At 46.1% G+C, this 17,011-nt stretch carries 13 protein-coding genes; 4 read left to right on the top strand and 9 right to left on the bottom strand.

Translation table 11 applies throughout. The annotated features are described in order from the left end of the window. Positions 1–130: 130 nt before the first annotated feature. Complete coding sequence (gene rsmF, locus ACMV8I_RS03370; protein ID WP_498863793.1) at positions 131–1,600, top strand: 16S rRNA (cytosine(1407)-C(5))-methyltransferase RsmF; 1,470 nt, start codon at positions 131–133, stop codon at positions 1,598–1,600. Positions 1,601–1,881: 281 nt separating this feature from the next. After that, on the top strand, positions 1,882–3,603 hold the full coding sequence (locus ACMV8I_RS03365) for a sensor domain-containing diguanylate cyclase (protein WP_498863792.1): 1,722 nt from the start codon (positions 1,882–1,884) through the stop codon (positions 3,601–3,603). Positions 3,604–3,711: 108 nt separating this feature from the next. On the opposite strand, the gene ACMV8I_RS03360 is transcribed toward ACMV8I_RS03365, so the two are convergent. The 4 genes from ACMV8I_RS03360 to ACMV8I_RS03345 all read right to left on the bottom strand — a co-directional run bounded on the left by ACMV8I_RS03360 (position 3,712) and on the right by ACMV8I_RS03345 (position 10,875). Further along, the gene (locus ACMV8I_RS03360; protein ID WP_498864705.1) at positions 3,712–4,101 is read right to left on the bottom strand and encodes an ASCH domain-containing protein; all 390 of its coding nucleotides are present in this window, start codon (positions 4,099–4,101) and stop codon (positions 3,712–3,714) included. A 32-nt stretch (positions 4,102–4,133) separates the two neighbouring features. After that, the gene (locus ACMV8I_RS03355) at positions 4,134–7,043 is read right to left on the bottom strand and encodes a WG repeat-containing protein (protein ID WP_498863791.1); all 2,910 of its coding nucleotides are present in this window, start codon (positions 7,041–7,043) and stop codon (positions 4,134–4,136) included. Then, positions 7,040–9,811 (bottom strand): WG repeat-containing protein, encoded by a 2,772-nt coding sequence (locus ACMV8I_RS03350; RefSeq protein ID WP_498863790.1) that lies wholly within the window; start codon positions 9,809–9,811, stop codon positions 7,040–7,042. Before ACMV8I_RS03350 ends, ACMV8I_RS03355 begins: the two co-directional genes overlap by 4 nt. Positions 9,812–10,176: 365 nt before the next feature. Then, positions 10,177–10,875 (bottom strand): extensin-like domain-containing protein, encoded by a 699-nt coding sequence (locus tag ACMV8I_RS03345; RefSeq protein WP_498864704.1) that lies wholly within the window; start codon positions 10,873–10,875, stop codon positions 10,177–10,179. 467 nt (positions 10,876–11,342) lie between these two features. Between ACMV8I_RS03345 and ACMV8I_RS03340 the strand changes: the two genes are divergently transcribed. Further along, a complete protein-coding gene (locus tag ACMV8I_RS03340; RefSeq protein WP_498863789.1) occupies positions 11,343–12,998 on the top strand; it encodes a methyl-accepting chemotaxis protein in 1,656 nt (551 codons plus the stop codon). 365 nt (positions 12,999–13,363) lie between these two features. On the opposite strand, the gene ACMV8I_RS03335 is transcribed toward ACMV8I_RS03340, so the two are convergent. From ACMV8I_RS03335 to ACMV8I_RS03315, 5 genes are all read right to left on the bottom strand, one after another. Beyond that, positions 13,364–13,468, bottom strand: a complete 105-nt coding sequence (locus ACMV8I_RS03335) for an NUDIX domain-containing protein (protein ID WP_498864703.1) — start codon at positions 13,466–13,468, stop codon at positions 13,364–13,366. Between the two features lie 299 nt (positions 13,469–13,767). Beyond that, positions 13,768–14,097, bottom strand: coding sequence for a zinc ribbon domain-containing protein (locus ACMV8I_RS03330; protein WP_498863788.1), 330 nt, complete (start codon positions 14,095–14,097; stop codon positions 13,768–13,770). 13 nt (positions 14,098–14,110) lie between these two features. Continuing rightward, the gene (locus ACMV8I_RS03325) at positions 14,111–14,803 is read right to left on the bottom strand and encodes a hypothetical protein (protein ID WP_498863787.1); all 693 of its coding nucleotides are present in this window, start codon (positions 14,801–14,803) and stop codon (positions 14,111–14,113) included. 209 nt (positions 14,804–15,012) lie between these two features. Then, positions 15,013–15,591: a WYL domain-containing protein gene (locus ACMV8I_RS03320; RefSeq protein WP_498863786.1), complete on the bottom strand. Its 579-nt coding sequence runs from the start codon at positions 15,589–15,591 to the stop codon at positions 15,013–15,015. Between the two features lie 11 nt (positions 15,592–15,602). Then, entirely contained in the window at positions 15,603–16,457 is an 855-nt protein-coding gene (locus ACMV8I_RS03315) for a phage repressor protein CI (RefSeq protein ID WP_498863785.1), read from the bottom strand. A 116-nt stretch (positions 16,458–16,573) separates the two neighbouring features. Between ACMV8I_RS03315 and ACMV8I_RS03310 the strand changes: the two genes are divergently transcribed. Then, positions 16,574–16,990 carry a hypothetical protein gene (locus tag ACMV8I_RS03310; RefSeq protein ID WP_498863784.1) on the top strand — a complete coding sequence of 139 codons (417 nt, stop codon included), beginning with the start codon at positions 16,574–16,576 and terminating at the stop codon, positions 16,988–16,990. Positions 16,991–17,011: the final 21 nt, after the last annotated feature.

Genomic DNA, 17,011 nt, shown 5'->3' with positions numbered 1-17,011 from the left:
AGCATTTTACTGAGGCCACCTGCAGGTGGCCTCTTTATTGCTTCAATGTTGCGCAGGGCACATGCAGTAAGGATCGTGTTAAACTCGCGCCAATTCTTTCTCCGTTTTAATATTGACGAGATCCTCTACTTTGTCCAAACATGCACAAGCTTCAACTCATACCGCCAAACTTCCCCCTGAATTTCTTAATGCCACCCGCGAAATTATGCCTGCAGAATTGAGCATGGATGAGTTTATCGCCGCCTGTAACCGGCCACTCCGCCCAAGTTTGCGCGTTAATACATTAAAGATAAGCGTGGCTGACTTTGTGGCACTTGCCGCAGCCTATCAGTGGGAATTAACGCCGGTCCCCTGGTGTGATGAAGGCTTCTGGATCCAGCGCCAGGATAATGACGAAACACGCTTAGGCAATGCCCTCGCTCATCTGGCGGGTCTTTTTTACATTCAGGAGGCCAGTTCAATGTTGCCGGTCACCGCGCTATTCGCGCATCAGACCCAGCCTCAACTGGTGATGGATGTCGCTGCCGCACCTGGGTCTAAAACCACGCAAATCGCCGCGTTGATGAACAATCAGGGTGGAATTTTGGCGAATGAATATTCAGCCAGTCGCGTGAAAGTACTGCATGCCAACATTAGTCGTTGCGGCGTGGCAAATGCGGCACTGACCCATTTTGATGGACGCGTTTTCGGTGCCGCTCTGCCGGAAACTTTCGATGCTATTTTGCTTGATGCTCCTTGTTCTGGCGAAGGCGTGGTGCGTAAAGACCCGGATGCAATGAGTAACTGGTCAGAAGCGAGCGTAATAGAGATTGCGGCCACCCAACGTGAGCTTATCAATAGCGCTTTCCATGCGTTAAAAAGCGGTGGGGTTATGGTCTATTCAACCTGCACGCTGAACGCAAGGGAGAATCAGCAGATTTGCCAATGGTTACTGAGTGAATACCCGGGCGCTGTTGAAGTCGAATCACTGGAAGATTTGTTTGAAGGCGCGCAAAAAGCGCTGACGGCCGAAGGCTATCTGCATGTATTCCCACAGGTGTATGACAGTGAGGGTTTTTTTGTAGCGCGGCTACGTAAAACAGCATCGATAGAGCGCCTGCCAACCCCAGGCTATAAAGTCGGTAGGTTTCCCTTCTCTCCAATGTCGCGTAAAGACAGCGCTGAAGTTATTGTCGCTGCCAAAGCGTCGGGTATTGTCTGGCCAGAAAAAACCATGCTGCTGTGGCAACGGGATAAAGAGCTGTGGTTGTTTCCCGCCATGCTCGAACCGTTATTTGGGAAAGTGCGCTTTTCCCGGATTGGCATAAAACTGGCGGAACGTTTTTCCAAAGGTTTCCGCTGGCAACATGAAGCCATCGTGGTGTTCGCATCCACAGCGGGCAGTAATCATTTCGCGATTGATGATGAGCTGGCGCAGGCATGGTTCCGTGGAGTCGATATCTATCCGCCGCAAATGCCGGAGACCGATGAATGCACCGTCGTCTGGCAACAGCAACCGATTGGGCTGGCGAAACGTATTGGTAGCAGAATCAAGAACAGCTTGCCGCGCGAGCTGGTCAGAGACGGCGCTGTTCGCCCGCAAAGTCAGAGTACTGACTGATCTACACACTCTTAATGACAAAATGTATGATAACCACTGTGAATATTTCCTAATAAATATTCACAGGTTCATTTTATCTATAGATATTCTACGCTGATCACGTAAATAATATTTTATGCTGACAATTCATCATATTCCTCTATAAACGCTGCCATCCAGACTCGAATTACTACTAGGAATAATCCTAAGCAGACATGTATTATTGCGTACATGAATGCAACGTTGGGAATTAAAGCATATAACACGTTGTTGAGTATCGTCTTGCCAGTCGGAGAAGTATCATGTTGGATGACATTCAGTACCCCTCACCGGAGAGTGACCTACTTCGAGAAGTGGCCAGTCTACGGGATATCATCGATAATAATTCTGACTGGATTTGGGAAATTGATGCACAGGGACGCTACGTCTTTTCGTCCAATAAATGTCTTGAATTTCTTGGCGTTCCACCAGAACAGGTGCTCGGGAAAACCGCTTTAGATTTCATGCCAGCAGATGAAGCTGAGCGTGTTAGCGCACAGTTTGCCGCTATTATTGAGCGACGAGCTCCATTTGGCGGATTGCTCAATCGAAGCCTTCGTGCGGATGGAACTGAGATCATTATCGAAAGCAGCGGTATACCGCTTTTTGGTCCTGACGGTGAATTTCGGGGTTACCGGGGCATTGACCGTAATCTGTCCAATCTCGACCAAGCCCCCGGCCAGCGTCTTTTCCAGTTGGAGACCATTTACTCCAATGCCCCGGTGGGATTGTGTTTTATCGATCTGCGCATGTGCTATGTCACTGTTAACGATGCAATGGCCAACATTATTGGCTTGCAGCCTTATGAAACTATTGGCCGTAAAGTCAGCGCATTTCTGCCCGGCCTCTCTCCCCTGCTCGCGAATGCACTCGAGCTGGCGCAGCGAAACCAAGCGACACCAGACAAAGAGTTTTCACTCCCGGATAATAGTCAGACTTTCTTCGTACGTATTAAAACAGCTTTTGATGCGCAAAATCAGCTGACGGGTTTATCTGTGGCAATGACTGACATTACCAGTCTGAAACGCATGGAGCGTGCATTGCGTGAAAGCCAGGAACACTACCGCAATATGGTTGAGCTGAACCCGCAGATCCCATGGACAGCGGATGCAAAAGGCATGCTCAATGATGTCAGTTCACGCTTTCAACGAATTACTGGCATGACCCGCCAGGATATTCTGGGTGATAAATGGATCCAGAGTATGCACATGGAAGACAAACGTAGTGCAGTTCAAACCTGGCAACAGTGCTTAAAAACCGGTGCCCCGCTGGATATTGAGGTGCGTTTTTGTCATGTCGATCGTGGCTGGAATTGGATGCGTATTCGCGCGGCAGCAAGTTACGCACCTGATGGCTCGATTCAACGCTGGTATGGTACTGCAGAAGATGTACACGAGCGGAAACTGCTGGAATTAAAACTGGTTAAGGCCAACCGCCGTCTCGAGATCCAGGCTCGTACCGACTCACTGACCAAATTGCCCAATCGCCGCGAATTTAAAAAAGTGCTCAACCATGAGTACATGCGCGCAAAGCGTAACCATTCACCATTATCTATCATAATGATTGATATAGATTATTTTAAACATTTTAACGACCACTACGGTCATCTGTCAGGGGATGCCTGTTTGCGTCTGGTTGCCAGAACGCTGCGCAGGGCTCTCAAGCGCAATACCGATATCGTCACGAGATTCGGTGGGGAAGAATTTGCGGCAATCCTGCCAGATACCGATCAAGAAGGAGCCTGGATAGTTGCGCGCCATATCATGGAGTCGATCGAGAGTCTGGGCATCAAGCACAGCTTTAGCGAATTCAACATGGTCACTATTAGCCAGGGGATCGCAACCTACTCACCCGCACATGATCCGGAACTTGCCGATCAGTCAGACATCGTCAGTGCTGCCGACGAAGCGCTGTATCTGTCGAAAAATCATGGGCGTAATCAGATCAATGCTATGCCGGTCTCTGCCCGTCACAATCAGCTATAGCATTCACCTTGTCCTTAATTACATGAAAACTATCAACTGCGATGAGATATTGACGTCAAAAAATGGACCATTGCCTGTGGTTGATCGCGAGCACACAGGCAAGGTGGGTCAGAAGGTTTCGAGTAGAACAAACTTCATTAACAGCAGCGGCATATTGGGGGAGAACATCTCATACTCTTCAAAGAACCGCTGATGTTCTGTGCGCCATGACGCAAGGGTTCTGTCGCCTTCCCCCTCTTCCCATGCATGTTGTTCAGTGACCAAATCAAACGGCACCTGTTTCACTTCTGTCAATTTTACCGCACAAACTGGATTGTTACGACCATCGACCACGACGAAAATTTCGCCAGGTTCAGGCTCACCTTCGTCATCAAGATTAGCGCACGTTGCCGTTTTAGTACCGTCAATAACGCATTTGGCAAGCTCATCCGCTTGCGCCTCGTTGTCTCCAAAAGACCAACGCTCTGTGGCTCTGTACTTTTGCGGGATTTGAGGGATCATGATTTATCCTTTTAATTAATCGGTATTTATTATTTGCTAACTGCCTGGGGAGTTGAACAGTGCTCAGGCATTTTCTGTGGCCATTGACGGGTACTTCCTACTCCATACAATACCTGAATACCGCACTCGTTATCGACACGTGCCAGTGGCTTACCTGTCGTATCAATTAACATCGACGTGTTGTCGGTTGAAACAACACTGACATTGCTGTCAAAAGGCGATACCGCATTGAATACTGGAGGAACAACGAAACTTCCCTGCGCATTAATAAATCCGTAACGATTATCTACTTCAGCAAAAGCCAGCCCATCAGACAGCAAGCCCAGATCCGAATAGTTAACATTTGGCACGATATTACCTTGCGCATCGATCCAAACCTTAGAGGCATCATCACGTGTCAATACCGCACGCCCGTTGATCATCTGACTGCCTTTACCTTGAACGGATAATACCGGCTTACCCGTGGCATCGACATAACGGGTCGTCGCGACATCGTCCTGCGGATCATAGGAAATTGACATTTCACTGGCAAGTGGCAAGTACCATTGACCTGGCGGCATGGAAGCTATACGTACACCCTTGCCATCAATTAACTCAGTGCCCTGCCCGGTAGCCCGTAATGCACGGTCTTTTGCAAAAGCGGAGCTTTGAACCGCAATAACCGGTGCGATTTGCCAGGTACCCTGCGCCGACAAATAGCCTTCCTGCGGCTGACGTGACAGTTTTATCCAGTCGCCCACGGCACTAATTTTGGTCTGTTGCTCATGGAGCTGGATGTTACCCTGGGGGTCCAGTAACCAGGACTGACCACCCGCTGACGTCGCCAGAATACGGCCATCGTTGAATTGCGTCACATGAAGACCGGCGGTAGAAGCAATGCGCAGTTTGGCATCCGTTCCAATAACTTCGGCCAATACTGAAGACTCAGGCGCATCTGCAACAGCGGGTTGCGTCAGTAACCAAAGTACTCCATTGATACGTTTAACTCTGCCGTATTTAATCTCTACCTGTGTTTTGCCAGTCTGATCAACAATTCCCCATAAATTATTGGGAAGTTGAACATCGGCCTGAGCACCAGAATAGAGTCCGACTGACTGATAGACTGGCTGGGAGATGACTTTTTGAGCCACTACATCATAAATCCCCCACAGCGCGCCTTCTGTCGCCGTTTCGCGATAGCGGAACCAGCCATGTCCCAACGATTTGAATTCGAAGGCATCAGGTAAATTATAATGCTTACCGCTGATATCAATAGCGGTGAGCTTGCCATTCAGATAATCGAGCGCATAGCCCTGCACAAACGGAGAGATATTATCTTCAGTCAGTGGAATAAGAATTTTACCCTGTTCATCCACCACGCCGGTACCCTGCGCGGTTTTAACGATGTAATGATTTTTCACACCGTCGTCAGACTCATCACTGTCGGCCGCAGGCTGAATGTCCAGCCACTTGTTGTCAAGCTGAAGGCTACCCTCAGCGCGAACAAAACCCGCCCCTGATTTTGACGTTGAGTCAGTCGGACGAACCAAAGCCACGGGCAAAGACGCTGGCGCATCTGCGACAGCATTTTTCACCGGGTCAATGCGATAACCTTCAAGCATTGTCATGCTTTTCTGAGTGAGTAGCGCTTTACCGTTTTGATCAACAATATTGACCGTGATCCCCTGAGAATTGCGCAACCACAAACGCCCGTCGATCACTTCAGCATCAGCGACCTGAGCAAGCCAGCCTACAGCTTGGGCACCACCAATCACTCCACCTGATGGCGAAACAATAGCGTTAACTTTTTGCTGGTCGCCTTTTGTCGTGATCAGAAAACGGCCTGTGTCCTGCTGAAAAGCCTGACTGCCAGCAGGCAAAGATAAGGGTTGTTTGCGCCCCGGTACATAGACTACGACCTGCTCTTTTGATTTCTTATCAAGTGCGTAATCTCCCTGATAACCTAATGCGCTCGCGGTTTCGACGTCGAACAGTGCAACCACCGCACCGTTGTTATCGAGCAATTTCAACGCATCCTCGCTTTTAGCCAACCAGAACTGCGGGGTGACGGCTTTAACTGACTCGTATTTTTGTGGGTCAAGAGAACCATCGGCACGAATAAGGGTAATTCCATCTTCAGTGGTTGCTAAAGCGAGTTGATGGTTATGTTCGTCAAGCAAAATACGCTTGAACTGCGGAGCTACACGCCAGGCCAGGTTTTGATCTGCAATGCCATAACCTTTGTCCGCATCACGGGCGATGAATAGCCCACTATTTCCGAAAGGTTGCAAGATTTCCATTTTGTCACTGGCGACGTGACGCGCGCCATCTGGCGAGAGCAAAACGGTTTTGTGATCCAGCCTGAGAAGCGCTGGCTCCCCATCGCTTAACGTCGCGGAATCGACCAGTTCATCTAGCGGCTCGCCGGCCTGTACACCTTTACGATCGATAATTTGTACTTTGCCATTTTGTTTCACGACGGCGAGGCCAGACTGCGTAAAATTCTGCACCTCATCGAAAGTCGGTTGGATAAGCCAGTTGCCGGTAGGATCGATGTAACCCCACTTATCCTTCTGTCTTGCCGCTGCAGCACCGAAGTGGTAGTCGCCCACTGCGTCAAAGATAGGCTTAATCACCAGTTGGCCTTGAGCATCCAGGAAACCCCAGCGATGTCCGCTCAAGCCCTTTTCTGCGGCTACCTCATCAACCGTACGACTGGCATCAGGTAATAACACCGCAGCGCGACCTTCATGCACGTTACGAATGCATAGGTTCTGCATCAGTGGCAATGCCTGCATGGTTTGCTGCTCATCTGATTTCTGCTGCAAAGGGGCAAAACATTCGGTGGCTTGCTCTGCAAGGGCAGGTTGCGCTATTGCCAGTAGCGCCATGGCGCTACCAGAACGCAGGGCCAACACTATTGCGTGCTGCAACGAAACGTTTTTTTTTGGTTTGGTCATTGCGATCCACCATTAGCACAGGTGACGGGCTTGGCTGGCCAGAACTGATGGCCTTTCGTGTCAGCGATAATCCGCTGGTTGCAGCGAACCTGCAGTTGCACTACCACGCCGCCGTTGGTGTTCAGCAGTTGTGCCTGACCTTTCATGCCTGCCCAGACGCGCTTTTCACTGAAATCGCCCGCCCATTCGAAGGCAGGAACCATAGCAAAGCGTCCGCCAAGATTGATGAAGCCATAGTTCGAACCGTAAGTGGATTGCTTCACGGCTTTTGCCAGACCATCTTTAACCGGGCCAACTTTATCAAAATAAGGGCCGATGATTTTTTTACCACTGGCGTCAATGAATCCATAAAGCCCCTTGCTATCGCGTAAGGGTACGGTGCCTTCGCTGGCATTGTTCACTTGCAAACTGTCAGCTCCGGCATAACGCTGCATTTCGTGCCCAGCATTGTCAAAAAGGATCGTCTCACCCGTATTGGTATCGTTGAGCACCAGACGTGCCATTGAAGTCAGAGGTTCTGCGTTCTCAAATCCCACCAGAGGCTCGCCGCCCGCAGAATCAATGAGCGTTACATGACTGTCACTTACTGCGCTAGCCCAACCAAGAGGTTGTACAAAATTCAGCGCCGCTGAATAAAGAGGTTGTATCTGCCACTCCCCCTTAGCATCAATAGCGCCAAAGCGTGGGCCAAACCCGAGCAATACCCACTCACCGTCGATATCGGTAGAGGAAGGCACGATAGCTTTACTGACAGCAGCACGACCGTCATTGTCGATCAGGGCAACACCACCGTCTGCCGGTTGCACCAGCCAATGTTCCTTTCCGACATTCATTGGTTTATTAAGCAAATCTGTTGCGACTTTCTGACCATTCACCGCATTGAACAGGCTGAAATGATTGGCTCCGCCATCATGTTCACCGGGCTGTTCGTTATCCGCCATGATGAACATTGAATCACCAATATACTGCGGTTTACCATTCAGCCCCGTATCTGGCGCAATTGCCCATTTGCCACTCAGCCCAACAACTCCCCAGCCGTTATCGGCCTTAGCGAGTGCATAACCTTCGTGGAAATCTTCAAGTTCATTAAATTGAGGCGCTGCCAGGATGCTTTTACTTTGAATGTCCCACAAGCCCCAGCGACGATCCTTGCCATCACCTTGCACCGTCAGCAAAATTCCCGCGCTGATGCGCTGGCTGCCCTGCAAGATGGGTGCAGGTACATCAATCAGGTTACCAGCACGGTCAATAAGGTGTTTTTCCTCAGCATTTTTGTCACCGCTGAACGCCCAGGTGTACTCTCCGTCAAATGGCGTGATTCGGTTAAACGTAGGTTGAATGACCCATTTACCACTGGCATCAATAGCGCCCATTTGGTTATTTTCAGTGTGAACCAATAACGGAGTTTGATGAAGATCGCTGTCAAAAGTCGCCCATTGAGGGTCGGAGAGCACTTCACCATGAGAGGTCAATATTGCAGCAGGATTTTTGTTGTCATTGGGCTTGAGAAGCGCCCAGGGCAAGTTGTGTGAAGCATCACCGTCTTCTGCAAGAGGTGTGACACTGTTTTCACCCAGCATTGTGGTGCCAATAGGTTGCACCTGATAGTCACGTAATGCACTCAATGTAGGGGCAGCCAATAAAGCAACGCCGTTATTATCATAAATCTGGATAACCTGTGCCGACTTCCCATCGGTTTGCATCACCCAAAGCCACGGGCCTTGCTGCAAGAGCTGAGGTTTATTGGCCTTAACATTGATGATCTGATTCTGCGGGCCAATCAGGTTGACACCCTTCGCTCCTTTGGTGATCGTCCAGTCACCCCAGACGAAGGACTCCCCGGACTGATCGGCCGTAATATCTTTCAGCTTTTCAAGTTTATTATCCAGTAATTGCAGGGCATTATTAGAGTCTGCCACCAGCCAACTCCCAGACTTAAGCGCAGAGACAGATTTGTATTGCTCTTTGCTCAGCGCAACGCCCTGCTTGTCGAAGAAGCCCCACTCTGTTTTGCCTTTTACTGCGATCGTGTCGCCATTTAATAAAGGAACATTGCGGGTTTTTAACGTCATGGGATCAATAGCCCATTCGCCATTCTGATCAAGGAAGCCCCAGTCACCACTGTCTGCACCATCACGCTTTTGCGCAGGGATCAGGCCTGACTGAGGTTTACCCAACCCCATGACGTCATCAGGTAGCGCCAATGACCTGCCGGTTTCGGCATTCCATAACGCCGGGGATACCTGAACCTGAACACTGGCTAAAGGCTGGCCTTTAACAAACCCCTCACTGTTGAGATAGGCGGCAAAAGGCAGGGTTTTAACCACCGCACCTTTACGGTCAATCAATGCAAGGCGGCCATCGGTAACCACTAATGCAGTACCCTGAGCGTTAAAATCTGTCGCATGGGTAAAGCGCGGTTCTATCGCCCAGTGGCCTTTTTTATCTAAATAACCGAACTGTTCATCTTTTCGTGCAACAGCCAAATCATTCGCAAAACCGCGAACGTCACGATAGGCGGGTTGGATAGCCATATGACCCGTAGGATCAACATATCCCCATAGTCCCGTGGCATCTTGTGCTGAGCCCATTAATACCGGTGCCAACCCTTGCTGAAAAGGCATCTGGCAGTTTTCAGCCGTTTTGGCGTTGATGCATGCACGCAGCCACGCATCTTCTGCGTGAGCCGGTAAACTAAATGTAGCATTCAGAACTAGCGCTAAGGCGCTAAAATTTCTGAGATGTTTAAATGTGTCGGAGTAAGTCATCCGATTCCCTTATGGCCTGATGATGAGAAAGTTTAGCGCACAAACTCTGATGATATCCGCTGAAGCCGCGTTAAACGGTAGAATTCCGATAATAATCAAGTTCAATGACACTGATACGCTACTGCATACAGGGTGTCAGCTTGTGAGAGAAAAAGCAGCTAATTTATTGACCTGTAACTAATGAGTACACTCTATAACGACACTTTTGCGTAAAAACTCCACGTTAATTTTTACATTACTTGCTGCACACCTTTTTTGTTACTGAAAGGTTCAATTTTCTGGGCTGCTAATCGTGTGTAAAGACACAGGATGCTGGCGCGGCCTTCCCACTCTGGACGGTGCTCTCGCCCCACTAAAAGTGCTGTTTAACGGCAAAAACCAAACCAGCGCATCCCAAAATGAAAATGATTGGCATGGGCTACGTTGTAATCAGGTCCAATAGAATTGCCAAAATAGGAACAACTCTCTTTAAAAATGGCGCGTATATAACTCCCACGAGGTTTTTGTTCTTTCCAACCTTTGAGTACCGTTACGTCAGTGCCATCAGCAAGATGAAAACCAGCAACATCCAAAGCCTCAGCGGTGGCGTGTTCACTTAACTTTCCTTCAGCGCGGTTATATAGGTTACGGCACACATAACTGCCAAGGTGATCGATACGGATCAGATCGGACCCCAGTTGAGCCTGTGCCTGAGGTTTTACCACCTGAGAAATAAACATCGCGCTGCTTAATGCAAGTCTGCAACTGGCCAGAAAACTGGAACTTAATGCAACGGAGCCAAATCTCTGTACGCGTACAGGCGAAGAGAGTGGGCAGGTTCCGCCCGTATCACCGATGGTAATAAACGAGATAGCCCCCGCGTCTCTGGCTCTTTCGAGCGCAGCAAAACAGGCTTGAGGGTTTTTATCCAGACGCCGCAGTTTAAATTGGGTGATGAAATTCGGCGGATCGCTTATCAACAATGGAGAAAATGGATTGTACTGAGGCGGTAAAATACGGCTAATCCATGGGGCGGAGTAAAGCAAAACAACCAATAAAATGAGAGTAACGATAATGAATCGCATAAGCGCCAGCCTTATCACCGTAAGGTTCCATCACTTACAGCTGTCAATTTCAGAGGATAATTATCAGCTTAGTATAGTAGTCAAGTGTTGGAGCATTCCCGCACAGATTTTACAACTGTACGGCTGAGCCACCCCTACACTGCACTTAGTCGTTTTAATATACAGAGAAGCAATGTTGCGTGCTGCTGTCGATAAAACCCTCTTTGGTACGAGCTATTTTCAGAAAGATAGCGATCTCATCCTGTTAACAACCAAAGTTTCGAGTTATTGAATTAAGCAACGCTGTCAGCTGTAATTTATTTATTCTATTAACTCAGAAACAGCTCAAGATAAAATCTCAAGCGCCGATGTTAGTAATTAGAATGAGATGTAAAACAATCTACTTACATACTTTACAAATTGTTTCGCATGCTCATCAATTTTATTGCAAGGCATTTTTTCCATTTCTGACATCAAGGGTTTATAAAATGAGATTTATAAGAAACATTAAAATAAGAACGGCGCTCATACTCATTCTCATTACGTTTTCTTTATTATGGGCTGGGGCATCAGGCTTTGCCTTATATTCACTTAAGGAGTTAAAACAAGAGCTCGGGGTGACCAATGTTCAACAACAAAATGGCGACATCATCAATGGTGCCAATGCACAATACTACCGTGTGGTGACAGCGCTGGAGCGCGCCATAGTTGGTTTTGGAAAAAATGACAGTGGTATTTACGACCTTGAAATGAAGGCAACACTTATCGAGATAGAGAGTCTTAAAATTGGACTCAGCCAATTTAAAGCGATTGACCATGGAAACCTCGACTCAACAACCGTGGATGACATTTATAACAGTTCTTTTACTCTCTACAACAATTCCGTGTTACCGATGTTCAAAGCAGCAACAGAAAAAAATATAAATGATTTTGATAAAATAAAAACCGATAAATACCTTCCTCTTAGACGCGACTTTAGTGCTGCAATAGATAAATACAACGCAAAAATAGCATCCCTAAATAGTGAAGCAAATATGAGAATTAACCAGTGGGTGGCATGGTGCCAGTATATTCTCATTAGTGCGCTATCAATCAGTGTGCTGATCATGCTGGTGACCGACCGCTATTTAGCAAACTTTCTCGTTAAGCCGTTGAACATAGTGAAGGCTTATCTTGAATCCCTCGCAGTAGGCGTGCTTGACAATAAGATTATTGACCAAGGTAAAAACTGTGTTGGGCAGTTAATCCCGTATATCGACAAAATGCAGGGGAACTGGGCCAAAACTGTGCATGAAATCCGCAACAGTGCAGATTCAATTTATAAAGGTTCTAGTGAGATATCGATCGGCAATACCGATCTGTCCTCCAGGACGGAAGAACAGGCGTCAGCACTGGAAGAGACAGCCGCCAGTATGGAAGAACTCGGTTCAACCGTGCGTCAGAATGCCGATAATGCCAGTCAGGCAAGCACACTGGCAGACCAGGCGACTCGGGAAGCGCAACAGGGAGGGAGCATTGTCAACGGCGTCATCGCCACCATGACCAAAATTACCAGCAGCTCACATAAAATCGTCGATATCATTGGCGTCATCGACAGTATTGCGTTTCAAACCAATATTCTTGCCTTAAACGCCGCCGTCGAAGCGGCACGTGCCGGAGAGCAAGGCCGCGGGTTTGCCGTCGTTGCCAGCGAAGTAAGAAGTTTGGCGCAACGCAGCGCACAGGCCGCAAAAGAGATTGGCGTACTGATTAATGAATCGGTAGAAAACATTAAATCGGGATCTGAGCAGGTGACGAACGCAGGTGATGCGATGGAAAAAATCGTCAGTTCAGTCAGCCATGTCAATGACATTATGAGTGAGATAGCGGCGGCATCGACTGAACAAAGCAAAGGGATCAGCCAGATTGGTACTGCAGTGGTTCAAATGGACAGCGTGACGCAGCAAAATGCCGCATTAGTACAAGAATCTGCGGCCGCCGCTGCCTCGCTGGAAGAGCAGGCCCGTCAACTCACAGAAATTGTCTCTGTGTTTAAAATCGAAGGAAAGGAACCGCAATCTTCAACCGGTCCCCTTCTCCGGCCGAATACGCGGTCCAATAGCACCGAGTTAGTCAAACAACAGGGCGGATGGACGAAGTTTTAATATTGCAGCCTCTCTCAGCCTGTCTGAGAGAGGCGCATGACATCCGTTGTTAGTAAGCGCCCTCCTCTTCATCAATGTTTTGACTGCATATTATTGGAAATACTGACAAGGAAGTGATAATGCTTATGAAGAACATCCAGGGCATTGATTTTATTACATTGGCTGGATTAATAGTGAAATTGATAAACACCACTTCCAATGTTAATAAATTAGCCAATATTAAATATTTTATCTCGAGTGGGATTCAGATCGGTAACAGGTGGTGGAGTTGGTGCATAGCGATTACTGATAAAAACATCTACAATCTTTGAACCGTTTCCCACTTGGTGGCATCATTTCAAATGACCTTTGCGCAACATAACTATCTATGTCCTCACACAAAATTCTTTTTTTTCACGAAGTTCTCTCATTGCAGCTTGCTCAAATGACTCGTCTGGTTCAAGCCCGCCACCGGGGTGTTGCCCAGTAATACTTCCCTAAAAGCGCATCTGCATTATGGGTAAAGCGAAAAAGCAATATTTGATTGGACTGATCAATTATCAATAACCCTGATGCTGCTCTTGTTCGCATAATCGCCCTCGCTGATTGGTTTGGTAAGCAAACCCGCCGCATTGAACATGAACTATACCGTGTAAACCGTGTAAGATTTTTAGCTAAAAAAAAGACCGAATACTTATTCAGTCTTTTATAATCAATGAGTTACATGATTATTTGGCTGTATTTTGGCGACAAGAAAACAAGGGTAGTAAAGTTATTCTTGTTTTTCGACTCAGACTTTTGGACGTGTAAACATTACAAACAAACCAAGAATGATATCGCCGATGACCCAGAGACCGAAAAGCATCACCATTCCGATTCCTGTCCCCACAGCTGCGCCCGCATGCTCTGCTCCTGATAGTTTATCCATATTTTCCGTAGCAGTATTATAACCACCGACGATCCAGATAAGCATCAAAATATTGAATGCTATAAAGACGAATTTGATCAATTTTCCAAAAAAACTACGCTTAGGTTTTCTCAACTGAACAGCACAAGCGGGGCATTTAATTGCACTATCGCTAACTTTTGCCGAACATTCTGGACAACTAATTAAGGCCATATAAAGTATCCTTTTAAATTGATTTTATAGAATTAAATCTAAATAAAAATTCCGGTTCTGATAATGAACCATTAATAGTTATGCTTTTTTCTTTAACTGTATCCTGACTGGATGGAAAAAATGCACCTGAGAACATAACCTTCTGTCCGACACTCATATTCAACAACGCATTGTATAATTCGGAACCCTTATCAATTAGCGTATCATCTTGCATATCAGAAAACGTATTATTCCAGGTTGCAAGTGTGAGATTTGGCGAAAGTTTAATTACTAAAATACCATTGCCATCTGTATTCGTATCGAGTTTAGAGATTGTCCCAATCCAGTTTGTGGCCTTTGTCAGCCCAATGTTTCCGAGTTGAATTTTCCTTTCGTCTCTCAATACGGATTTTTGAAGTTCATTTTTTACCGAACCGTATTTATCCCTTATCATCTCAGAAAGTGATATTAGTCTAATTTCAGCCTCTGGAGGTTCTGGAATAGATAATTTCTGAGCAACACTGGAAACAGAACCGGATGACTCCTTAGAATGATTATCGTAAGATGAAATAAACAAAAGTAGAAAAAATGCCAGCAGACCTATAGAAAAATATATTTTCCCTCTCGATCTCTTTAATTTACAGCCACACTTAGAGCAGAAATTTAAATTCTTGTTGTTTATAGTGCCACATGATTCACATTTAATAAAAAGACTATCACTATTCATATTGTCTGGAATTCCCTTAATCCAACACATTGAATCAAAAAAAATGATATTTAAGAATTATCTTATTGTACGTAAATGTATGGAAATGTCAATTTCTTTGGATTGATGCTAACTCCATGATTATAATATAGATGATAACATTCGTCACATCTATTTTCCTTGTTAATGGGACGGAGATCATCATATAACTCCCGTCTAACCACATGTTTTTAATCAGCTAACATAGTTGCCCATTGGTAAGGGTCAAGTAACTCACCTGTTGTTCTAATTATAATGTCGCCTTCAATTCGATTAAGAATAAACGTCCTTAACTGCCTGGAAAGATGACAATAACCCTCTAAGTAATGACCATCGTAACTTTTGATATCAACATCTCTAAACGTCTCTTCTCCTTTAGAGTTAACATAGTGAAAAGCAACTTTAGTTAACTCAGTATCAGTGAATTTACTTGTAAACTTAGTCTCTCGATAAGTTCTTTTTTTAGTTATTTCACCTTCAAACTCAAAGCTTTTAAGTGCTTCTCTGTGTTCGCGAAAGATATCATCATTTGAGGATGTTTTTTTAGTATTCTGATGGTTTGAATAAGCAATAATAGCAATGCCTATCACTAGTATAATTATGCTGATACTTGATGCTTCAGGTGTAGTTGCTGCACTACCGACTCCAGCGAAAAACCAACCGGCTAAAATAGATTTCCATAGTTTTTTAGTTTTGCTTTGGTTTTTTGAGCAAATACTGCTAATTGCCCAAGCAGCAACAATAAGGGAAACAATAATAATAGCTTCCATGCTTTTTCCTTCTAAAAGTTATATTCCATTGTCACAACGATTTTTCCAGAGGCTGTGACTTCATTAATCCCGCAAGTAAAGGTTAAGCCTTTACTTGTGACATTGATCTTTTTGCCAGGTAAGAGAACGACATCATAGATATCATATTTACCATCTATCCCAAGAATCCACCGACCATTGCTGATATCAGTAGTACCAAAGTCAGCGATCCAAGAACCAGAGTTACTATGAACGAAAACGGGTTTGACTACTTCATGTGGTATAAAATCCACATCTGATTCCCAATCGCCAGAATTTTCTATAGTGCCAGCATTTAAACATTTCTTGGGAATTAATATATTACTGTTATTTCGTGGAACTTTTGCTCCCTTCCCTGTCGCAAGCCACGCCAATGAAACGCCAGTATCGAGTGAGCATGCTATCACCACATCACCAGGAAAAAATTCTCTGCGTATCCATGTACTGATCGTGGCAGCTGATATCAATAGATAATCACTTAGTTCCTTTTGAGTCTTAAATCTGTATGCATCCATAATCCTTTGCAGGACAGGGCGTCCACCAGTTGAAAGCATAATTTCGATTAGTGCTTTGCCCTTCACCCGACTCACTGATCTATCTAAACATGACGGTTCGGCATTAATACTTTCATTTGCAAACACGCCATTCACTAGCCATTGAACATCTGCTCCTGTATCCAGTGCGCACTGAACCAGAACGTTGCCAGGAACTTGCCCACGCTGCATCCAACTTGCAACATTGCTTTTAGCAATACCAAGCTTATCACTCAGTTCTTTTTGCATAGTAAAGCCATATGCAGAAAGGATTCTTTCTAGCACATCAGCAGCTACGGCATTTTCTAAACGCATTTTTTTTACCAACAAATCGCCAAAAGAGATTTACAGTTCAAATAAAGCGATCTAAAGTGCCTACACACCACATGTAACACCATAGAACTCAAACGACTGAATAGGGATTTTGCTTTATGTCTCGCCGGAATGCAATTAGCACAAAACTAAAGAAAAGAGCTGCTTCTAAACAGTTCATAGGTTCATTAATTTCTCAGCTACTACCCGCCTTAGAGTCAGCCATTTCTGCAACTATTGTTAACACGGTAAGTTTGCAACTGACCACTCTGGCAACATCTCCGACTATATCGAAGAAAGATTTCGCTTCTATCAATGGAATCAGCGGTGCGGTTCTCGAAAAGTGGATCGCCAATGGTGTTGTCCTGCTCGCCCCTACCCCATCAAGTACTGTTACCCAGAACCGTATATCCAGAGAAACGGGTCAAAAGCAAACTATCGTAATGGAGCGTCACGGTAATGCGTTGATCAATCTCGAAGCATGGCGCGAGAAAAACCGTCAGCAAGCCATCAAGTGCCGCTACATAAAGCCTTGAGCCAGATTATTCAAACGAGCA

The sequence above is a fragment of the Ewingella sp. S1.OA.A_B6 genome (assembly GCF_049889095.1).
Lineage (GTDB): Bacteria > Pseudomonadota > Gammaproteobacteria > Enterobacterales > Enterobacteriaceae > Ewingella.
This window is presented reverse-complemented; position numbering and strand designations above follow the sequence as displayed.